The sequence below is a fragment of the Sinorhizobium sp. Y406 genome (assembly GCF_058732025.1).
Map to the genome: position 1 here is coordinate 668,849 of NZ_CM178974.1, position 20,611 is coordinate 689,459.

Annotated in this window: 19 protein-coding genes, 1 tRNA gene and 1 pseudogene; 7 read left to right on the forward strand and 14 right to left on the reverse strand. The window is 61.9% G+C overall.

Features of this window, described 5'->3' with window-relative positions:
• Positions 1-6: 6 nt before the first annotated feature.
• Complete coding sequence (locus AC4P1R_RS03230; protein WP_069460523.1) at positions 7-357, forward strand: winged helix-turn-helix transcriptional regulator; 351 nt, start codon at positions 7-9, stop codon at positions 355-357.
• A gap of 174 nt (positions 358-531) precedes the next feature.
• Complete coding sequence (locus AC4P1R_RS03235) at positions 532-1,476, forward strand: diacylglycerol/lipid kinase family protein (RefSeq protein ID WP_492177409.1); 945 nt, start codon at positions 532-534, stop codon at positions 1,474-1,476.
• Here AC4P1R_RS03235 and AC4P1R_RS03240 read toward each other — a convergent pair.
• Entirely contained in the window at positions 1,455-2,942 is a 1,488-nt protein-coding gene (locus tag AC4P1R_RS03240) for an ArnT family glycosyltransferase (RefSeq protein WP_492177410.1), read from the reverse strand. The two genes, AC4P1R_RS03235 and AC4P1R_RS03240, sit on opposite strands and share 22 nt — an antisense overlap.
• Positions 2,935-3,954 (reverse strand): glycosyltransferase family 2 protein, encoded by a 1,020-nt coding sequence (locus AC4P1R_RS03245; RefSeq protein WP_106407929.1) that lies wholly within the window; start codon positions 3,952-3,954, stop codon positions 2,935-2,937. Before AC4P1R_RS03245 ends, AC4P1R_RS03240 begins: the two co-directional genes overlap by 8 nt.
• Positions 3,955-4,052: 98 nt before the next feature.
• On the opposite strand from AC4P1R_RS03245, the gene AC4P1R_RS03250 reads away from it, so the two are divergent.
• On the forward strand, positions 4,053-5,009 hold the full coding sequence (locus AC4P1R_RS03250; RefSeq protein ID WP_492177411.1) for a lysylphosphatidylglycerol synthase domain-containing protein: 957 nt from the start codon (positions 4,053-4,055) through the stop codon (positions 5,007-5,009).
• A 153-nt stretch (positions 5,010-5,162) separates the two neighbouring features.
• On the opposite strand, the gene AC4P1R_RS03255 is transcribed toward AC4P1R_RS03250, so the two are convergent.
• The 4 genes from AC4P1R_RS03255 to AC4P1R_RS03270 all read right to left on the reverse strand — a co-directional run bounded on the left by AC4P1R_RS03255 (position 5,163) and on the right by AC4P1R_RS03270 (position 7,676).
• The gene (locus AC4P1R_RS03255) at positions 5,163-6,665 is read right to left on the reverse strand and encodes an AMP nucleosidase (protein ID WP_069460528.1); all 1,503 of its coding nucleotides are present in this window, start codon (positions 6,663-6,665) and stop codon (positions 5,163-5,165) included.
• A gap of 192 nt (positions 6,666-6,857) precedes the next feature.
• The gene (locus AC4P1R_RS03260) at positions 6,858-7,178 is read right to left on the reverse strand and encodes a YnfA family protein (protein ID WP_069460529.1); all 321 of its coding nucleotides are present in this window, start codon (positions 7,176-7,178) and stop codon (positions 6,858-6,860) included.
• An 81-nt stretch (positions 7,179-7,259) separates the two neighbouring features.
• Entirely contained in the window at positions 7,260-7,433 is a 174-nt protein-coding gene (locus tag AC4P1R_RS03265; RefSeq protein ID WP_492177413.1) for a hypothetical protein, read from the reverse strand.
• A 69-nt stretch (positions 7,434-7,502) separates the two neighbouring features.
• Positions 7,503-7,676 (reverse strand): hypothetical protein, encoded by a 174-nt coding sequence (locus AC4P1R_RS03270; protein ID WP_151610968.1) that lies wholly within the window; start codon positions 7,674-7,676, stop codon positions 7,503-7,505.
• Between the two features lie 182 nt (positions 7,677-7,858).
• On the opposite strand from AC4P1R_RS03270, the gene AC4P1R_RS03275 reads away from it, so the two are divergent.
• Positions 7,859-8,560 carry a glutathione S-transferase family protein gene (locus AC4P1R_RS03275; protein WP_069460530.1) on the forward strand — a complete coding sequence of 234 codons (702 nt, stop codon included), beginning with the start codon at positions 7,859-7,861 and terminating at the stop codon, positions 8,558-8,560.
• Positions 8,561-8,776: 216 nt separating this feature from the next.
• Here the strand turns inward: AC4P1R_RS03275 and AC4P1R_RS03280 are convergent, their stop codons facing one another.
• Positions 8,777-9,118: a DUF2147 domain-containing protein gene (locus tag AC4P1R_RS03280; protein ID WP_069460531.1), complete on the reverse strand. Its 342-nt coding sequence runs from the start codon at positions 9,116-9,118 to the stop codon at positions 8,777-8,779.
• A 494-nt stretch (positions 9,119-9,612) separates the two neighbouring features.
• On the opposite strand from AC4P1R_RS03280, the gene AC4P1R_RS03285 reads away from it, so the two are divergent.
• Positions 9,613-9,879 carry an SEL1-like repeat protein gene (locus tag AC4P1R_RS03285; RefSeq protein ID WP_069460532.1) on the forward strand — a complete coding sequence of 89 codons (267 nt, stop codon included), beginning with the start codon at positions 9,613-9,615 and terminating at the stop codon, positions 9,877-9,879.
• Positions 9,880-9,896: 17 nt separating this feature from the next.
• On the opposite strand, the gene AC4P1R_RS03290 is transcribed toward AC4P1R_RS03285, so the two are convergent.
• Both AC4P1R_RS03290 and AC4P1R_RS03295 read right to left on the reverse strand, forming a co-directional pair.
• The gene (locus tag AC4P1R_RS03290) at positions 9,897-11,012 is read right to left on the reverse strand and encodes a pyridoxal phosphate-dependent aminotransferase (RefSeq protein ID WP_492177414.1); all 1,116 of its coding nucleotides are present in this window, start codon (positions 11,010-11,012) and stop codon (positions 9,897-9,899) included.
• 88 nt (positions 11,013-11,100) lie between these two features.
• On the reverse strand, positions 11,101-11,538 hold the full coding sequence (locus AC4P1R_RS03295; protein ID WP_069460534.1) for a hypothetical protein: 438 nt from the start codon (positions 11,536-11,538) through the stop codon (positions 11,101-11,103).
• 456 nt (positions 11,539-11,994) lie between these two features.
• Between AC4P1R_RS03295 and AC4P1R_RS03300 the strand changes: the two genes are divergently transcribed.
• A tRNA-Ser gene (locus tag AC4P1R_RS03300) sits at positions 11,995-12,084 on the forward strand.
• A 43-nt stretch (positions 12,085-12,127) separates the two neighbouring features.
• On the opposite strand, the pseudogene AC4P1R_RS03305 reads toward AC4P1R_RS03300, so the two are convergent.
• Positions 12,128-13,249, reverse strand: a pseudogene (locus tag AC4P1R_RS03305) (helix-turn-helix domain-containing protein); the annotation flags it as partial.
• Between the two features lie 513 nt (positions 13,250-13,762).
• On the opposite strand from AC4P1R_RS03305, the gene AC4P1R_RS03310 reads away from it, so the two are divergent.
• Positions 13,763-14,803, forward strand: coding sequence for a porin (locus AC4P1R_RS03310; RefSeq protein ID WP_492177415.1), 1,041 nt, complete (start codon positions 13,763-13,765; stop codon positions 14,801-14,803).
• A gap of 225 nt (positions 14,804-15,028) precedes the next feature.
• On the opposite strand, the gene AC4P1R_RS03315 is transcribed toward AC4P1R_RS03310, so the two are convergent.
• The 4 genes from AC4P1R_RS03315 to AC4P1R_RS03330 all read right to left on the reverse strand — a co-directional run bounded on the left by AC4P1R_RS03315 (position 15,029) and on the right by AC4P1R_RS03330 (position 20,521).
• Positions 15,029-15,964: a tyrosine-type recombinase/integrase gene (locus AC4P1R_RS03315; RefSeq protein ID WP_492177416.1), complete on the reverse strand. Its 936-nt coding sequence runs from the start codon at positions 15,962-15,964 to the stop codon at positions 15,029-15,031.
• Positions 15,965-16,128: 164 nt separating this feature from the next.
• Positions 16,129-17,112 carry a porin gene (locus AC4P1R_RS03320; protein ID WP_492177417.1) on the reverse strand — a complete coding sequence of 328 codons (984 nt, stop codon included), beginning with the start codon at positions 17,110-17,112 and terminating at the stop codon, positions 16,129-16,131.
• Between the two features lie 234 nt (positions 17,113-17,346).
• A complete protein-coding gene (locus tag AC4P1R_RS03325) occupies positions 17,347-18,210 on the reverse strand; it encodes an alpha/beta fold hydrolase (RefSeq protein ID WP_069460538.1) in 864 nt (287 codons plus the stop codon).
• Between the two features lie 250 nt (positions 18,211-18,460).
• A complete protein-coding gene (locus tag AC4P1R_RS03330; protein ID WP_492177418.1) occupies positions 18,461-20,521 on the reverse strand; it encodes a lytic transglycosylase domain-containing protein in 2,061 nt (686 codons plus the stop codon).
• Between the last annotated feature and the right edge of the window lie 90 nt (positions 20,522-20,611).

Genomic DNA, 20,611 nt, shown 5'->3' on the forward strand with positions numbered 1-20,611 from the left:
ACCGTCATGTCTCTCCCGCGTCAGAAGCTGACGAACAAATTCCCCGGCTGCCCGGTAGAGGCGGCGCTGAGTTTCATCGACGGCAAATGGAAGGGCGTGATCCTCTATCATCTGATGGTCGACGGGACTCTGCGTTTCAACGCGTTGCGCCGGCGGTTGCCGAGCATCACGCAGCGGATGCTGACGAAGCAGTTGCGGGAGCTGGAGGAGGCCGGCCTTCTGTCGCGCACGGTCTTTCCGGTCGTGCCGCCGCGCGTCGAATATGCCCTGACGGCCAAGGGCGAAAGCCTGAGACCGGTAATCATGGCGCTGAAAAGCTGGGGCGATGAAAACGTCCTCTGTGAGGCAATCGCATGATGTCGATGCCCCTCGGAAAAATCAGGAATTGCAGGCCGTATTCGCTCGCATCTGGCCTCTGGATTAGGCTGCCGCAGCGCTTATCTGAGATGTCTACTACATGCCTCCTTAAATCGACCTCGATTTGAGAAGACATGGAGTGGACGCCTCGGCTAACGGAGACAGTGGCCATTCATGAAGGTCAAAGCCATCTTCAATCGCGATGGGGGAACATTCCGCACGACCGACATGGAGACCTATGGCAGGACGGTCGAGGAGGCCTTCCATGCCGCCGGACACAGGATAGAGATAGCCATCGTCCCCGCGGAGGTAATACTCCCGGCACTGGAGACGGCCTGCCGCCGCGGCGATCTCGATGCGATCATTGCGGGCGGCGGCGACGGCACGATCTCCGCGGCCGCCGGCGTCGCCTGGAGAACCGGCATGCCGCTCGGCATTATCCCTGCAGGTACCATGAACCTGTTCGCCCGCTCGCTGAAACTGCCACTCGACATCTGGAAAGCACCGGAGGTTCTGGCAAAAGGAACGATCATCGATGGTGATATCGGCAGTGCCGACGGCCGGGCCTTCGTACATCAATTCTCGATGGGGCTTCACGCGCGTCTGGTGCGCTACCGCAACGCCTATCACTTTGCCTCGCGACTCGGGAAAATCGGCGCCAGCACGCGCGCCGCGGTCGGGGTCATTCTCAATCCGCCGGATTTCGAGATCGAGTTCGACGCCGACGGGCACCGGGAACTCCGACACGTTTCTCATATCTCGGTTTCGAACAACCATTTCGGCCATGCAACGCTGATGTATGCGGACGATGTGACGGCCGGCCACCTCGGCTTCTACACGGCGCCCCCTTTGACTTCCGTCGGTGTCGTCAAACTGGCCTTCGATATCCTGCGCGGCCGTTTCCGCGCGAGCCCGCTGATCACGGAGATGAGCGCGCTCGCGGTCGATCTGCACTTTCCCAAGGTGGATCGCAAGATCAATTGCGTGGTCGATGGCGAACTCCTCCCGATCAGCCAGCGCGATGTCTCCCTTCGCATCCACCCGGGCGAACTGAAGCTGCTGGTCGGCACGGGCAATGACCACCCTCCCGTGTCCGATTACCCGCCGATCCAGATGTAGCGGAATCCGTACCGGTCCGCCTCCGAGCCGTAGAGGTAGGGCAGGGCGAGTTCGCGTGGCGTCGTGCCGGATACGACCACGCCCAGTTCATGGAGCGTCTGCTTCAGCGGATCGGGTAGCTGCGGCTGCGCGTCCGCCTTGTCGTGCCAGACCACCAGAAGCGGCCGCTTCGCGGAGTCGCCCGCGATCTTGTCCATGCGCGAGGACATCGCCACCGTCGCGTTTGCGAACTGCGTTCGGAAATTGCCCGCGGCCTGCTTGTCGTCGGTAAGCACGAAAGCCGGCTGTTGTCCCTTCGACGTCTCGATCGCTTCCGCAAAACTGGCGTAGGGTATGTTCAACCGCGAATAATCGCCGAACCAGGGCCGCACGACGGCGCGTCCGGAGACGACGACGAGCGCTCCAAACACGATCGTCGCGATCAGCGACGCAAAGAGTTTGAAGCCCGGCATCGGGTCGATTTTTGCCGCCTCGATCTTCAGGCAGAGATAGAGCGGCAGCAGGAGCAGATAGAGAACCAGCCATTTCTCGCGGATGTGGGTCGCAGCGACGCCGAGCACGATCAGGAGCACCGCCAGGAAAGAGAGTGCAATGGTCCGGCCGATGACGCGGGTCCACAGGCTTTCAGCCCGCCACACCAGGAGCACTTTGCCGCGCACGACAAGTCCAAACAGGATAACGGTGACGAAACTGCCGCCGATCACTGCGGAAACCAGCGCGGAGACGCCGTGGAGCGCCTGAAGAAGACGTCCTTCCGCTTCGCGTTCCTTCATCTCGTTCAAGGTTCCGGCCGAGGCCGCGTCGAGATTTTGCAGAATCCAGATCCCGTGAGGGAGCGCGATTAAGGCGGCGACGGCGATCGCGGCCACGATCCGCCAGTCGAAGACACGGGCGCGCAGCTCCCGTTCCGGCAGGATGGCGATAATCGCCGCTGTGGGGACCAGGACGAAATTGTATTTGGAGATCGCGCCGATACCGACGGCAAGGCCGGTCAGGAGATAGGCGGCAAGGCTTGGCCGCGTGAGCGTTCGGAGGAAGCCATAAAGGAAGAGCGAGACGGCAAAAAGCGCAGCCACCGTGTGCGAGAGATCCCGCTGCGCGAGCAGGAAGACAGGCGGCAGGCTCAATACGCCGAGCATTGCCATGGCGGCGAGGCGCCGGTCCTGAAGAACGAGGCGCGCGGCAAGTCCGTAGAAGAGGCAACAGAGGAACAGCAGCCCGTTCTTGAGCACCGTCATGGTTGCCAGTGACGGGCCGATCGCTTGCGAGAGCCCATATTGCAGCCAGTTGTAGAACGGCGCCTGCGGACCATATCCAAGCTGTAGGAATTGCGACAGGAATGCCTGCTCCGATTCGTCGATCTCGAGCGAACTCGAGATCGCCAGCCGCAAGGCGATGCAAAGCAGGAAATAGCCTGCCAATGCGACGATAACCGCATTCGGCCTACGTTCGACGATGTCAAGCATGCGGCGGTTCCGGCTCGAACACCTGCCGCACGATGTAATTTGTCGTTTCATCGTCCCGGAAATAGGCGCGGGCCATCATTTCCGCGAGAATGCCGGTCGTGATGAGTTGTACCGAGGAGAGGAAGAGCATTACGCCAACCATGAGCATCGGGCGATCGCCGATGTCGTTGCCGAGGAGGAACTTGTCAAAGGCGAGATAGGTGAGGATGAGCCCGCTCACGCCGCCAGCAGCAAGACCGATCGAGCCGAAGAAATGGCCTGGCCGCGCCTTGTAGCGCATGAAGAACAGAACCGCAAGCAGGTCGAGGATGACGCGGAACGTCCGTGAGATTCCGTATTTGGACGCGCCGAAATGGCGGGCGTGATGCGTCACGGGCATTTCGCCTATCCGGCTGCTGGGGACGACACCGGCCACCCAGGCAGGGATGAAGCGATGCATTTCGCCCATGAGCTTCACCTGCTTGATGACCGTGCTGCGATAGATTTTCAGGCTGCAGCCATAGTCGTGCAGCTTCACGCCGGTAATCTTGCCGATCAGGAAATTGGCGCACCAGGAGGGGATCTTCCGAAACAGGAGACCGTCCCGGCGGTTCTTCCGCCATCCGACCAGCAGATCGAGTTCCCGCTCTTCGATCGCCGCAACCATCGCCGGGATGTCTTTGGGATCGTTTTGCAGGTCGCCATCGAGCGTCGCGATCAGTCGTCCGGCAGCGGCGTCGATCCCCGCCTGCATCGCGGCCGTCTGGCCAAAGTTCTTCTGCAATTCGATGATCCGCAGGCGCAGGCCCGGCTGCAAGAGCTCCTTGCGCGCATTCGGCAGGGTCCGGTCGGTACTGCCGTCATCGACCAGGATCAGTTCCCACGGCTTGCCGAATCCGGTCATTGCGTCGCGAATACGGGCGACGAGCGGCTGGACGCTATCCTCCTCGTTGAACACCGGCACGACGATGGAAAGCTCAGCGCCTTCCAAAACGGCAGCCATTGCTTGCGCAGGTTCTTCCAACTTGTTCACGAGCGGTGTCTCCGGTGTTCCGTTGCTGGCTTTCTTGCACAGTTGACAGTAGTAACCAACAGGTATCGCATCGCTTGGACAGAGGAAATCGGCATCTCATGAATTCGGACCGACAGTGCCGTCGGCAGTCGTGGCTTGTGCGCAACCGCATGGGACTGATTTCTGTGGCGGCCGTCGCGGTCTACGTCGTCTTCGTCGAGTGGATCTGGGGATGGCTCACCTTGATGCGGCAATGGACCGAGGTCGGCGCAATGCCCATACTCTCGGCGCTGGCGCTCCTTATCGCCACCTACTTCGTTCGCTGCTACCGGATTTACGACTATTTTCCCGAACAGACTCGCGGTCGGTTCCTGACGCTTCTGCGCGTTACCCAGACCCATAATCTCCTCAACATCATGCTGCCATTCAGAGCCGGGGAAACGAGCTTCCCGCTACTGATGCGCACCGAGTTCGGCGTTCCGCTGTTGCGCGGCACCTCGGCGCTGCTCGTCATGCGGCTGCTCGATCTGCATGCGCTCGTCATCGTCGCTGCGATCGGCCTCGTGCTCGGGCGGAGCCAACAGGCGGCTTGGTGGCTCCTCTGGCTGCTGGCATTCTTCTCGCCACTCGCATTCTTTCTGCTGAAGGCAAGAGTTCTTGCCGTGGCGCGCCGATTGACGCCTGGCAGGTTCGGGCCCTATTTCGCCGAGATCGAGGCCGGTCTGCCGGAGCATGTTTCGGCATTCCTGAGGGCCTGGGCGATGACGATCCTGAATTGGGCGGTCAAGGTGGCGATTCTCGCCTGGGTGCTCGCGATCATGGGCGTGGCGCCCTTTGCCGCCTCCTTCGGAGGGGCGCTCGGAGGCGAACTGTCGTCGGTTCTTCCGGTGCATGCGCCGGCAGGCGTCGGCACCTACGCGGCGGCGATCGTTGCCGGTGCGATGTCGTTCGGCGCAGCCGGCGATCCCGCGACGCTTGGCATGCTCGGGCGCGCGAGCGTCAATGCGCACCTGCTCGTCATCGTCTCGGCAGTGGCCGGCACACTGTTGTCGCTGGCGCTGAAGCCGAAGGCCTGATTCACGGCGCTGCTAGCGCATCGGCCCGAAAATCGTATCCGATTTTCGGGCCGATGCGTCGATTCAAAGAGTTACAGCGACCTTTGCGCGTCTGAAAGCGTCTGAAAAGACGCGCGGCGCTGTAAGCGGGAAGGTCCGGCGACATCGATAGGTCTATTGGAACGATGTCTCGTAGAAGCTTCTGAGCTTGCGTGAATGCAGCTTCTCCGGTGGCATCGCCGCGAGTTTCTGCAGCGCCAGAATGCCGATCTTCAGATGTTGGCTCACCTGGGTCCGGTAGAAAGCGGTTGCCATTCCCGGCAGCTTCAATTCGCCGTGCAGCGGTTTGTCGGACACGCAGAGCAAGGTGCCGTAAGGCACGCGGAAGCGGAAGCCATTGGCGGCGATCGTCGCCGATTCCATGTCGAGCGCGATGGCGCGCGCCTGCGACAAGCGCTTGACCGGGCCGCGCTGGTCGCGCAATTCCCAGTTGCGGTTGTCGATCGTGGCCACGGTGCCGGTGCGCATGATCTGCTTGAGATCGTAGCCCTTGTAGCCCGTCACCTCGGCCACCGCGTCCTGGAGCGCGACCTGCACCTCCGCCAGTGCCGGCAGTGGAATCCAGACCGGCAGGTCATCGTCGAGCACGTGATCTTCGCGCATGTAGGCATGGGCGAGCACATAATCCCCGAGCCGCTGGCTGTTGCGCAGACCGGCGCAATGGCCGAGCATCAGCCAGACATGCGGTCTCAGCACGGCGATGTGGTCGGTGATGGTCTTGGCGTTGGAGGGGCCGACGCCGATATTGACCATGGTGATGCCGCCATGGCCCTTCTTCTTTATGTGATAGGCCGGCATTTGCGGCAGGCGGGCGAGCGAATAATCGGCCTCCGGCCTGTCGGCGCCCGCCGGCGTGATAATGTTGCCGGGCTCGATGAAGGCCGTATAGCCATTGCCGCCTTCGGCCATCTGCTGGCGTGCCCAGGCGCAGAACTCGTCGATATAGAACTGGTAGTTCGTGAAAAGCACGAAGTTCTGGAAATGCGTGGCGCTGGTCGCCGTGTAATGGCTGAGGCGCGCAAGCGAATAGTCGATGCGCTGGGCTGTGAAGGGGGCAAGCGGGGAGGGCTCGCCGGGGCCCGGCTCATAGGAGCCGTTGGCGATCTCGTCGTCGGTGGTGGTGATATCCGGCGCATCGAAGAGGTCGCGCAGCGGAATATCGATGCTCTCGCCCGCCGATGCCTCGACATGCGCGTTCTCGCCGAAGGCGAAGTGCAGCGGAATGGGCGTTGCCGATTCGGACACGATGACGCTGACGCCGTGATTGCGGATCAGATGTCCGAACTGTTCCTTCAGGTAGTGGCGGAAGAGCCGCGGGCGGGTGATCGTCGTCGTGTAGACGCCGGGTGCGCTGACATAGCCGAAGGATAGCCTGGAATCGACATGGCCGAAGCTGCTTGTCTCGATGCTGACCTGCGGATAGCAGGCGCGGAAACGCGTGAGCGGCCTGCCGTTCTTTCCCAGCCCCTCGAAAGCCTCCCGCAGGAAACGGGTGTTGCGCTCGTACAGCGCTTCCAGACAATCGACGGCATCGGCCGGATTGTCGAAGGTTTGCGGCTCGAAGGCTTCAGGGGTGGCGATGGAGAGGGCGGAATGTGAAGAGATTCGTTTGTCCATGTTGCATTATAGGCTGGGGCTTCTGACAAGCAAACGACAAGATATGCGGTTTTTCACATGCTTCGCATCCGATGCATGTCGACGCGCTTTACAGCGCCGCGCGCCTTTTCAGACGCGCAAAGCTCGATGCAAGTCTTTGAAGCTGTGCATTGAGCTTTCCGAAAAATCGGGCACGATCTTCGGGCCGATGCGCTAGCGGGGGCCTGCGAGAATGATCGCGCTGCCGGCAATTGCAACCGCCATGCCGGTCAGGTCCCAACGGTCGGGCCTGATGCCCTCGGCGATCCAAAGCCAGGTGAGCGATGTGGCGATGTAGACGCCGCCATAGGCCGCATAGGCGCGCCCGGCAGCGGCCGTATCGATCATGGTCAGGAGCCAGGCAAAGAGGGCCAGAGAACCCATGCCGGGTATGAGCCACCAGGCGGACTTGTCGAGCTTGAGCCACGCCCAGAAGGCGAAGCAGCCGGCGATCTCGGCAAGTGCTGCAAGGAAATAGATGGCGAATGCGGGCATGGCTTGCTCCTTTCACGGGTGACAAGGAGCGGAGAGTTAGGTGAAGCGCAAGAGGGAAATGGAGTGGGCGCGACCGTGTGATCAACTCATCGCCTGGCGCTGGAGCGTCATGAAGAGAACGAAGCCGGCGCCGTTCTTGCCGATGCCGGAGGTGCTGGCCTTGTTGTAGGTCACCGCTCCGATCGGCGCCATCAGCAGGCCCGTGACGAACAGGAGCCGGAGTGCAAGGATGGCGGAGGAGACGAACGCGGACATTTCCCTGATCCTGGTGTGTTGGGGCGGAGCGAGCGGGGGGGGGGAAGACCGCTCGCCTCCAGTCCCGCCTTAAAGCTTGGCCTGGCAATATTGTGCGGTGTGTGCGGTGCAGTCGGTCAGCGAGCCGATATAGGTGTTCTGGCGGCGACGCTCGGTGTCGGCGCCTACGGCCGCAGCGAGTGACATTGCGAAGACGACCATCAGCAGGCTGATGAGGGTGAGGCGTCGGGCGAGGATATCCATGTTTCTGTCCGTGGGCTGGAGGCGCTGTCAAATCGATTGGGCGTCTTTTCGCACAACCAAACTGAATTCTTGCTGAGGCGCCCATTCATCTGCCGTTCATCTTGGTTGAAGGCAGGGGCCTTGCCTCGCGCGGAGCGCGTTCCTACCTGTGGTTTTCCACGAACCTCAAGGAGAGATCGCCGATGACGGCTCCGATCGAGCTTTATTACTGGCCGACACCGAACGGCTGGAAGATCACCATCATGCTGGAGGAACTCGGCGTTCCCTACGTGGTCAAATACGTCAATATCGGCCGCGGCGACCAGTTCGCGCCGGAATTCCTGGAGATCTCGCCCAATAACCGCATGCCGGCGATCGTCGATCCCGAGGGCCCGGACGGCGTGCCGATCTCGGTGTTCGAGTCGGGTGCGATCCTGCAATATCTCGGCCGCAAGTACCGCAGGTTCTATCCGAGCGACGAACGTGCCCGCGTCGAAGTCGAGCAATGGCTCTTCTGGCAGGTCGGCGGTCTCGGCCCCATGGCGGGGCAGGCCCATCACTTCCGGCAATATGCGCCGGAACGGATCGCCTATGGCATCGAGCGCTACACCAATGAAGTGAACCGCCTCTATGGCGTGATGAACAAGCGTCTCGCCGACCGGCCCTTCCTGGCCGCCGATTACTCCATTGCCGACATGGCTGCGATCGGCTGGGTGATCCCGCACGAGAACCAGGGGCAAGATCTCAACGAGTTCCCGAACCTGAAGCGCTGGTTCGAGACGATGCTCGCGCGCCCGGCGGTCAAGAAGGCAATCGAGGTCGGCAAGGAGGAGCGAGCCCGTCAGAAGAGCCTTGCAGAGGACAAGGAAGCCCAGAAGATCCTGTTCGGCCAGCGCGCGCGGTAGCGCCGGGTGAGGCGACATGTGGTGCAAACGAATGCCGCTTCGCGGCAACCCTCTTCAACCCCACAGGTGGGAGGGGCTTGGAGATTGCGGCAAATCCCTGGGCATTTCACTGCCTTAGCTCCTGCTGCTACAGTCAAGATGCGGTGAGGAGGTGCGGCAGATTAAGCACCTCCCACCTGTGGGGAGGGGTCTTGCTTCGACCCTGATCAAAACCGCTTACAGACGAGTCCAGGTCTGTGACTTGCAAAGCACCTTCAGCACGCAGCCCTTCATTTGCAGCGAATTGCCGTCGACCGAGCCCGAGCCGCTATAGGTCTTGTCGCTCTCCGGATCGGTGATTTCGCCGCTGTAGCTGCCGGCAGCGCCAGCAAGATTACCAATGCGTTTCCCGGCATGTTTGCCCGTCTTCAGCGTGACGCAGAAGGAACCGCTGCAGGGGGCGATTTCCGCCGTGGCGCCGCTGGCGGTCTTCCAGTTGCCGACGATCGGTTCGGCTGCCTGGACCGAGGCTGCCGCGGCAAGAGCGAGTGCCGCGGCTACGAGCAAAGTGCGAATCATTCAAGTTCCTCCGACAAAATGGGCGGCCTCCACGCCGCCTGAGCACAGGATAACTTACGCATACGTAAAGGTAAATAAGCCGGAAAGCGGGCATTTGGCGAGGCGGAGCGCCGCGCAAGCGGACCCGTTCCTGGTTTCATGGTTAGCGTTTGGTTGAAATCGAAGATTGAAGATTTCGTAAAATTCTAGGCGAATTGCCGCTGTTTGAGGGGCTGCGATGCTTAACAAAAACCCAAGTTTACCAAGTATTTGAACTTTGTTTTCGGCAAATTAAGCATGCATTTTAAGCGCCTGTTGAAGGGCCTCGGCGATACTCGGAGCCATAAGAGGAGCGGGGCGAACACCCCGCCGAAAAACCGGAAGCGACGCTGCGCAAAGACGGTGCACTTCCGGAAGCCCGCCAAGAGGCAAGACGAAGACAGGGACCGACAAAACGACAAAAGACAGGTGCGCCCTACGATTGAGGCGCACCAATCGAAGACAGGGACACGACAATGGCACGCTTTGACATGCAGACTGTTTCGGATGCCGCGATGGGTGGCGACAACCGGGCCGACGCCCTCTGTGAAATGGGCCTTGCCTATGCCACGGGCCGCGGCAGGCCAGTCGATTTGGTCGCCGCCCACAAGTGGTTGAACATCGCCGCCATCAAGGGCTCCGATCGCGCCGCGGGTCTTCGCGCTGACCTTGCCGCCACCATGAGCAAGACCGAGCTTGCGGCCGCCCTCCGCGCGGCGCGCGAATGGATGACGATGCACTGACGTCGAGGCGGCGCCGTTCAGTTCAGGTTCTTGAGGACGGCGGGAAGCGAGGCTGCAAGCAGGTCCATCTCCGCATCCGGCCCGGCGCTGATCCGGACGCAGCGATCGAGCGGCGCCACACCCGGCATGCGGATGAAGACGCCGTGGTCGCTCATCAGCCTTTCGACGATCGCTCTGGCATAGCGCGCGTCGCGGCCGCAATCGACGGCAACGAAATTCGTCGCGGAGGCAAGCGGCGTCAGGCCATTATCCCGGGCAATTGCGGCAATCCGGTCGCGGGACCTCGCGATCCGCCGAGTGACTTCAGTGAGATAGGCCTGATCTGCCAGTGCCGCGATTGCCGCCGCAACGCCCACGCGGCTCATGCCGAAATGATTGCGGATCTTGTCGAAGGCCTGGGCGGTGCCGGCTGTCGCCAGCGCGTAGCCGACGCGCGCACCGGCAAGCCCATAGGCCTTGGAGAAGGTGCGGGTGCGAATCACATTGGGTCGGTCGATCAGGCTTTCGACCGGTGGGACCGACTCCGGCGGGGCCGTTTCGCTGTAGGCCTCGTCGAGGATGAAGAGCGTCGTTTCTGGCAAGGCGGCGGCAAAATCGACGATGCGATCGGCTGGCCACCAACTGCCCATCGGATTGTCGGGATTGGCGAAATAGACGAGCGGCGCGTCCTCACGCCTCACGGCGGCAAGCAATCCCTCGAGGTCTTCGCGGTCGTTGACATAGGGTACCGTCACCAGCCGGCCGCCATGGCCCGCAACGTGATAGTTGAAAGTCGGGTAGCCTCCGAGCGAGGTGACGACCGGTGCGCCGGGCTCGACGACGAGGCGGACGATCTGCCCGAGCAGGCTGTCGATGCCTTCGCCGATGGCGATACTAGCCGGCGGCACCCCGAGATGGGCGGCAAGAGCCTGCTTCAGTTCCCAATTTTCAGGATCCGCATATTTCCACGTTTCGCCGGCCGCCTCCTGCATGGCCAGTAGCACTGACGGAGCCGGGCCGAACCCGCTCTCATTGGCGCCGATGCGGGCGGCGATCCTGCGGCCGCGCTGTCGCTCGATGGCCTCCGGTCCGACGAAGGGAATGGTGGCCGGCAAGGACTGGATGAGCGGCGTGAAACGCGAGAAGGCGGACATATGGACGACCCTGTTCGAAGTGCGCCCGGAACTTAACGCATAAGAACCGAAATCGGAATCGCCTCGCGCAAGAAAGATCGCGGTCGTTTCAGCCGCGGCTGTCCGCGCCGAAGAAGAAGGGGCGCGCCGGCGCCGTGAGGCGACGTGGGTCCCTCGTCGTTCTCGCGTTTCGGCTTTCTCCGGTAAAGTAATCGAGGCGGACGATCTCGTGCAGGAACGATTCTTCGATCGTCTTGATGAATTGCACCGCGAGTTTGTCGCCCGCCCGGTGGATCTCGGCGCAACCGATGCGCCGGTTCGTTCCGACGACGTGGAGATAGTAGTGCAGCGGCAAGCCGATCGTGGTGCCGACGGAAAAGCGCGCTCCGCCACGCGAGATTTCGATCATCCTGCAGGCCCGTATGGATACTCCGCCAAGCCCCGGCTGCACCGCCATCAGCGTTCCGGCATGGGCGATGGCGAAGCGCTCGTGACGTTCGTCATAGAGCGGCGAAGGCGCAAGCGAATACATCGTCGACTGCTGCATGCATCTGCTCCGGCAAATGGAGCGCCGACAGTGCAAAGGCGGGCATCATCGGCTTTCGCCGGCGTCGCACCCGTCGCTCCGGTCGGGCTCATGGAAGGTGGAATCCCGGCAAGTCATTCGCCGGCGCTTTTCGCAAACCTGTTGCAAAGGCCGACAGTCAGTCTCCGCCGGCAAGCTTGCAATCCCTTGAAGATATTCGATAGAAATCTAACGAGCGTCGCTTTCCCGCAGACGCCGCTTTGCCTCCGCGCCGGCGCTGCATGAAGACGGTCGGCAAATTGGATACGGATCAGCCGATCCAGGAATGCCTTTGCGGGCAGCACGTCGAAGCGTCTGCAGCGCGCTTCTGATTCGACGGCTCGCCCCGCCGGAACCCGGACGAAAATGGTAGGATTTCCTGAAATCCGACAAAAAAATCTTGCATTGCCGACGCACTGACACTAGTCAGGCGCTAACGGAGAGGTGGCCGAGTGGTCGAAGGCGCTCCCCTGCTAAGGGAGTATACCGGAAACGGTATCGAGGGTTCGAATCCCTTCTTCTCCGCCATCCTGCTTCTGTCCAGCCCGAAGACATAGGTAACAGTTTGTACCTAAGACATGGGTGACAACCTCGTGCCGAACGGGTTGTCGATGGTTTGCAAGGTCCTCTGCTCCAGGTCGATATATCCCAAATCATAATGCATGAAGCTGATGAGCCAAATTCCGTCCTCGACTTCCTTGATGCCAAGCCTCTGACCGGCCATGACGGTCGAGATGTTGATCTTATTGCGATGCATGCAGATGCGGCCGCAGGCGGTGACGAGGACGTCGCGATCGTGGAAGGGATAGTCGAGCTCCGGCAGACCGTCATAGGCTCTTGAAGAAGGCGTGTAGAGCTCGGCCGGCATCCGCATGGCGAGCGCCTCGTGGGGGCGCTCTTCATTGAATTCGCTAAGGAAAGCATCGAATCGCGCCTGCTGCTGCAGGGCATTTATACCCGGCGGCCGCGTCGTCTCCCGCTTCAGGGTCAGATGCATGCGCTCGTGGCGCCCGTTCTGTTGCGGATGGCCGGGTTTGATCCGTTCGATGGCGATGCCAAGCCGCAGCCACCAGACCGACAGCTTCGACAAATTGTAGAGGCCGTTGGGCGAGGCGAAGGGCAGCCCGTTGTCGCTGCGGATGGCGAGCGGCAAGCCGCGTTCCTTGAAGAGGCGGACAAAGGCCTCGATGACCGGTTCCTCCCGGGTCGATTCAAGCGCTTCGCACAAGAGCAGGTAGCGCGATGCCTGGTCGGTGACCGTCAGGGGGTAGCAGTAGCGGCCATCGCCGAGCTTGAACTCGCCCTTGAAATCCGTGCACCACAGAGTGTTGGGCTGGACGGCGTTCGAGAGGGGCGTGCCCACGGCCTTGCAGCGCCGCCTCTTGCGGGCGCGCTTGACAAGGCCGTGGCGATCGAGCACCGCATGGACGGTGCTCTTTGCGGGAATGCGCACATCGCCGGCCAGCTTGCGCACGAGCCGTTCCCGAATCTTTCGAGCGCCCCAATGCGGCTTCTCGCGCTTAGTCTCGACGATCAGCCGCTCCACCGGCTCGGGAAGCTGGTTGGCATATCGGACCGGCCGACGCGAGCGATCGCAAAGCGCCTCGAGTCCCTCCTGCCGGTAGCGATTGAAGATCTTGTAGCCGGTCTTGCGGGAAATCCCGAACTCCCGGCACACATCGCTCATGCCTTCTCGAACCGAATCGCCACCGCTCCACAGCGCCCCCGATTCGCCCATCCCGCGCACAGATTCCCTTGAGAATCACCCGATCCACCCCGATTCTGAGTGTCCGTGCGGCTCGGCCCCCATGCCGAGGCAGACGCAAAGTCCCCGCCCGAATGGGGCCGATGCCCGGTTTTGCCCCGAATTTCGGCCGCTTTCTGCCTCTTTTCGGAACAGCGGGTGCACTATGCATCGCGGCTAAACCCTAGTCGACAAAGGATTTTCTTAAGGCTTTGTTAATCCTTTCAGGCCGTCTGGGGCGATTTTGTGTCGTTTGAGCAACAGGGATCGGGGAAGGGCGGCGCAAAGCAGTTGATCTCGCAAGTTGGTCGTTGCGCGCCCCACCCGGTTTTGTATTTTCAACTCCGGAAGCAAGGGCGGTTGATCGTCCGACTTCTTGAACGAATTGGGGATGGGGCAGGGAACGCTGTCCTTCAGCAAAGAAACCCAGACCCGTGTGAAACTTTTGACTGGAGGTCAGAAATGAACATCAAGAGCCTTCTTCTCGGCTCCGCTGCTGCGCTCGCAGCAGTATCCGGCGCCCAGGCTGCCGACGCCATCGTCGCTGCCGAGCCGGAGCCCATGGAATATGTTCGCGTTTGCGACGCTTTCGGCACGGGCTACTTCTACATCCCGGGCACGGAAACCTGCCTCAAGATCGGCGGCTTCATCCGCGTTCAGGGCGACTTCGGCCGTGACGCAAGTGCGTTTGGCGAGGGTTTCGACGCCGAAGACGGCTTCTCCGACTGGGATGTCTTCTCCCGCGCTTACATCTCGTTCGACGCGAAGAGCGACACCGAATTCGGCACGCTCACCGGCTTCGCCGCCATTGAGTTCAACGCAGACAACGACACCGACGTTGGCGACAGCCGCATCGACGTCGATGAAGCCTACATCCAGCTCGGCGGCCTGAAGGCCGGCTTCTTCTACAGCTGGTGGGATAAGGGCCTGAACGGCGAAACCGACGACCTCTCCACCAACTCGGAATTCAACTCGATCGCCTATCTCTATGACGGCGGTACGTTCCAGGCTGGTATTGCTGTTGACGAGTTCCAGGGCGCGGGCGTCACCACGCGTAACAACGGCGTTGGCATCGAAGGTATCGTCTCCGCTTCGCTCGGCGGCGTAAGCTTCGACCTCCTCGGCGGCTTCGACACCGAACTCGAAGAAGGCGCCATCCGCGCCCTGCTTTCGGCCGACCTCGGTCCGGGCGTCTTCCAGCTCGCTGGTATCTGGGCTTCCGACCCGAACGCTTACTATGGCGATGCCGAGTGGACCGTTGCTGCTTCCTACGCCTTCCAGGCCACGGAAAAGTTCAAGATCACGCCCGGCGCTCAGTACTGGAGTGGTCTGTCTAACGGCTCTCTCACTGACTTCAGCAATGACGATCAGTGGCGCGTTGGCGTAACGGCCGACTACCAGATCACGGAAGGTCTCGCTTCGCGTCTGTCGGTTCAGTACACCGATCCGGACAACGGCGACGACTCTGTCAGCGGCTTCCTCCGCCTGCAGCGTGACTTCTAATCTGACCTGACCTCGGTCAGTGACGGAAAGCCCGGCTCATCGAGCCGGGCTTTTTGACTCCGGGGCTGTGATCGGCGTGGTAGAGATTTTTGAACCCGGTCACCTGTGCGATGGAATAACTCCGGGACCGCCGCCGGAAAGCTGGCGATCGGAGAGGAAAAGTCTCTTCAACCAAGGGCTTGGCGCAGGATTCTGGTCACGAACGCAGGATGAGGATCGGTGAGTTCAACTCGCCAAATGCCGCTCGAGAACGGGCACGCACATGTCCAGATCGTGCGTCGCCAGATGCGCATAGCGCATGGTCATCGTCAGCGTCTGATGGCCTAGCCACATCTGGACCCGCCGGAGATCGATACCGCCGCGCACGAGGCGAGAGGCGCAGGTATGTCTCAGAATATGGGGAACGATATCGGCTTCATCGCCCAGCCCCGCATCCTGCTTGGCCGCATTCCAGACTGCCCGAAATTTTTGCTGATCGACGTCGCTGAAAGGTCCCGGTGATCTGGCTGCCAGGTCTTTCAGCACCTCTTTTGCCCGCGCTGTCAGGGGCACGGTGCGGCTGCGCCCGGATTTGGTAATCCAGAAGGTTGCTCGACCCTCGTGAATGTCATTCCATTTGAGGCCAATGCCCTCGCCAAGACGAGCGCCCGTGTCCACCAGGAATATAGAGAATTTCAGGAAGAGCTCCGACCGGCTGCCGATCTCCCGGAACAGGATTTCCTCTTCATCGGCCTCGAGAAAGCGCAAACGTCCGGCTCTTTCTTTTTGACGCCTGAATTCCGGCAGACTGTGGATATCGCCCATCTTGTACGCTTTCCGCAGCAACTTGCTCAGCGCCGCCATCTTCCTATTGATGGTCGCATTGCTGTTGCCGCGTTTGCGTAGTGCCCCGATCAGTTCGTCGAGCAGGTCCTGCGAAAAGGTGGAGAACCGGGCGCCGAGCAGAATCTCGTCAAGTTCACCAATGAAGGCCTTCACATTATATTTGTGGTTCCCTTCGTCCCACAGGATGTCGACGTAGCGATGAAACAGTTCGGCAAGCGAAGTCTCCTTGACCAGGCCTGTCGGGCCCCTCTGGCCAAAGCAATAATTGACCTCGTATTCCGGACTCACGCCCGAAATCCCGAAGTCGCTCGCCAATTTTTCGGCGGCTGACGTCACGTTTGCTGCTTCCCTTCCACCCCACCACGAATGGACCAAGGAACCGCTGGCGCTCAAGCCAACGCTTATATTTCAGCAGTCTAAATAACCAAGACGGCACGCATATGTTGCGGTACAGCAACAGCCCGCAACCCCTAGAGTTGCGGGCCGTTCGCTCGTTCAGATTAGAAGTCGCGCTGCAGGCGGAGGAAGCCGCCAACGGAGTCATCGGCATTGTCAGCATCGGTGTACTGAACCGACAGGCGCGAAGAGAGACCTTCGGTAATCTGGTAGTCGGCCGTTACGCCAACCTTCCACTGATCAACACCGTCGACGAATGCGAGATCGCTCCAGTACTGGGCGCCGGGCGTGATCTTGAACTTTTCCGTGACACTGAACGCGTAGGAGGCGGCAACCGTCCACTCAGACTGGCTGAAGTAGGCGTTCGCGTCGGAAGCCCAGATACCAGCGAGCTGGAAGACGCCCGGGCCGAGGTCGGCCGAAAGCAGGGCGCGGATGGCGCCTTCTTCGAGTTCCGTGTCGAAGCCGCCAAGCAGGTCGAAGCTTACGCCGCCGAGCGAAGCGGAAACGATGCCTTCGATGCCGACGCCGTTGTTGCGGGTGGTGATGTCTTCGAGTTCGTCGATGGCAACACCAGCCTGGAACGAACCACCATCATAGAGATAGGCGATGGAGTTGAATTCCGAGTTGCTGGAGAGCGAGTCAGTCTCGCCGTTCAGGCCCTTATCCCACCAGCTGTAGAAGAAACCGGCCTTCAGGCCGCCGAGCTGGATGTAGGCTTCGTCGATCTTGTAATCGGCATCGGCGACGTCGTTATCGGCATCAGCCTCGAGCGCATAGAAGCCGGTGAGCGTGCCGAATTCGGTGTCGCTCTTGGCGTCGAAGGAGATGTAAGCGCGGGAGAAGACATCCCAGTCGGAGGGAGCAGATTCATCACGGCCGAAGTCGCCCTGAACGCGGATGAAGCCGCCGATCTTGAGGCAGGTTTCCGTGCCCGGGATGTAGAAGTAGCCCGTGCCGAAAGCGTCGCAAACGCGAACATATTCCATGGGCTCCGGCTCGGCAGCGACGATCGCGTCGGCAGCCTGGGCGCCGGATACTGCTGCGAGCGCAGCAGCGGAGCCGAGAAGAAGGCTCTTGATGTTCATTTCTGACCTCCAGTCAGAATTGAACATCGGGCCACCGATGGCGATCGCCGCTACCCCCTCTGGCCTGCCGGCCATCTCCCCCACAAGAGGGGGGAATCGATGCGGCACCATTGCGCCTCCACCAGCGCGTTCCGCTTGTAGAAACGTTTCGATTGGATCGAGGGGCAGCCGAGCACATTCTCCCCCCTTGTGGGGGAGATGGCCGGCAGGCCAGAGGGTAGAGCTTGCGGCCTTCTACCTGCGCACGAAATCGCCGATCGCCTGCTTCAGTCCGTCGAGATGCAGGAGCGGCGCGTGGCCTTGGCCGATCGCGGTCACTGCGATCAGTCCGGAATGCCGTCGCGCCATTTCCTGGACCGTCGCTTCGCTGAGCAGTCGGGAATGTTCACCGCGTACGACCATCATCGGAATATTGGTGAAGGCGTCGAACTGGGGCCAAAGTGGCGAAAGCACGCTTTCGCCGGTGAGATCCAGCAGCTGCGCGGCGATCGCTGGATCGTAGTCGGCGATCGGCGTGCCATTCTGGTCGCGGTAGATCGCTTCGGCCATGGCGCGCCAGTCGTCGGCGGTGAGGATCGGGAAGTCCGGGCCGTGCACCGTCCGGAGATAGTCGGGCGCCACCGCCCAACTCGCCGGCCCGTCCTTGGTGTTCAGGTAGTCGCGGATCGCGAGCAATCCCGCCAGTTCGATCACAGGGCCGATATCGTTGAGAATGGCGCGAGCAACAAGGGCAGGGGTGGTGACGGCGAGGTGATGAAGGATCAGGCCCCCGCGCGAGGTGCCGATGAAAGTGGCCTTGTCGATGCCGAAATGGGCGCATGCCGTGACGATGTCCTCGGCCTCGACGGGAATTGCGTAGCGGCTCTTGTCCTCGTCACGCGCCGACTGCCCGCGGCCGCGATAGTCAAGCGAGACGATCGCGTGCGCGCCGCCTTCGGGCGAGGCGAGGAAAACAGCGAGGTCGTGAAAATCGCGGCTGTTCCGGGTCAGCCCCGGCAGGCAGACGATAGGGCTGCGACGTTGCCCGATCGCGGGGCCGTAGGATCGAGCATAGAGCTTCAAGCCGTCCTTGGCGCGGAAATAATGTTCCTGAAACATCTGGCTCCTTTGGGGCGGGTGGGTCGTTAAAGGTGCTGGCAGCCGCGACCCCCTCTGGCCTGGCGGCCATCTCCCCCACAAGGCGGGAGACGACTCGCGGCACCGTGCCGCCTCCACTGGAGCTTTCCGCTTCCAGCAGCGTTTCGGTCGGAAGCGAGGGGTATGCCGCTTGTATTCTCCCCCTTGTGGGGGAGATGGTCGGCAGGCCAGAGGGGGTATGCCGGCTGGACGTGCGTCGCCGTTTCCGAGCTCAAGGCTCCCGCCCCACCCGCAAGTCCGCAACGATATCGGCATTTTGCCCGAGGCGGGCCTTGTACACCTGGTAATTCTCCATCACCCGCTGCACGTAATTGCGCGTCTCCTCGAATGGAATGCGCTCTATCCAGTCGACGATGTCGTCGATCGGCTTGCCGCGCGGATCGCCGTAGCGTGCCATCCACTGCGGCACCCGGCGCGGGCCGGCATTGTAGGCGATGAAGGTCAGGATATAGGAGCCGCCGAAACTCTCGATCTGCTCGCCGAGATAATGGGCCCCGAGTGTTGCATTATAGCCGGCGTCCGCCGTCAGCCGCTCCGCGGAATAGGCAAGGCCGTAGCGGCTGGCCACGCCCTTGGCGGTTGCCGGCAGAAGCTGCAGGAGCCCGCGGGCATTTGCCGCGGAAACGGCCGCCGGATTGAAGGCGCTTTCCTGGCGGGCGATTGCATAGGCGAGCGCCTTGCCGGCGCCGCCGATATTGGCGCCCGACGGAATGACGCCAAGCGGAAAGGCGAGGGCGGCGACGTCGATGCCGCGGCCGAAGGCGATCTTGCCGATCTGCAGCGAAAGTTGATGGCCCCGCGTTTCTTCCGCCCGCGCCGCAAGGATCGCGAGTTCCCCGGGACTGGTCAGCTCCTCGGCCAGCGCCCGGTAGAGGCTGTCCGCACGCCAGCCATGTCCTGCCTCCTCCAGCCGGTCGATCGCCCGGACGGCTTCGCGCTCTTGGAACCGCCTCCGGTCTTCCTCCGTCGGCGTCGGATAGCTGACATTGAGCGTGGGGCGGCCGAGTCGGGCCGCGGCCAGTTGCCCGTAGAAGCTTGCCGGATAGTGAGCCGCATTGGCGAAATACTCCTCCGATTTCCCGGGGCCGCCAGCCTCCGCGGCGCGCCCGAGCCAATACCAGGCGCGTGAGGCCGAGATCGGCCGGCTGGAGACTTCAAGGATCCTGCGAAAATGGCGCGCCGCCGTCGCCGGCTCTTCGAGCGCGCGCAACGCATACCAGCCGGCATGGAATTCGGCATCGACGATGTCGGTCGGCTCGTTTGCCGCATGGTGCGCCGCGATGCGATAGGCGCCGCGGAAGTCGCCCTGATCGAGCAGCCCACGGCTGACGATGCGCTGCTCCGTCCACCATTCGCCGGCATCGACAAGGGCGCTTTTGTCGCGCGGCATCCGGTCGAGAAGCTTTGCCGCCTCCTCATATTTTTCCTGCTTGCGCAGATATTCGATGCGCAGGAAGAGATAGGCGGGATCGTCACGCCAGGACGAATCGACAGCCGCGATCAGATCGGCGGCCTTGCCGCCGCCGCGGATGACGGCGGCCCAGGCGCGATACAGAGACTGCGCCTTGCCGAGCGCGGCGAAGCGCTCCGCCTGCTCGACGCGGCTTCTGTAAAGGAGCATCTCCATGCGCCGCTTGTGGTCGGCAGGCTGCAGCAGCGCGGAGAATTCCGAGAGCACCTTGTCTTCGATGTCCTTGTCCAGAGCATCCTTGACCCAAAGGGCCCGCAGGTGCCCCGCTGCTTCGGCACTCCGGCCCTCGGAGGCCAGCGCACGCGCAAGGACGATCGCGCCCTCCGCGGTTTCCGGTCGAGTCGCGCCGAAGGCGGCGATGACGTCCGCAGCCGGCGGATTCTCGCGGTAGAGCGCCCGCTCCGAATGGGCGCGCAGCGATTTCAGGCCCGGCCAGCCCTCGAGTTCCCTTTGCGCCGCGGCAATTTCACGGGAAGGGACGCCCCTCTGGCCAGAGAGCGCAATCGCCCAGGTGAGGATGTGCCGGTCGAGCGTGCCCATGCGCAGTCCGTCGCGAACGGCGATCGCCTGCTCCGGTTTCCGGTTGGAAAGGGCGTCGAGGCCGGCCTTCACCTCCAAGCTGCGGGGCGCAGTCGCGGCCGGAATGGTGGCGGTCGCTTCTCCGGACGCGACGCGTCCCGTCTTGGCCGGAAATTCAGGCTTGCTTGTCGGCACGGGTATCCGGCCTTCGCTTGCGGCAGACGAAGCCATCATCGCGACACCAACGCCGGCGGCGAGAGACAGAAAGTGTGATCCGCGCATCAAGAACCCCGAGCTTCCCCCATTGTCTCAGTCTTCATTTGGCGCCGGATTGCCCTAACGAAACATTAATCCGCGCGAACCCGTCGAGGA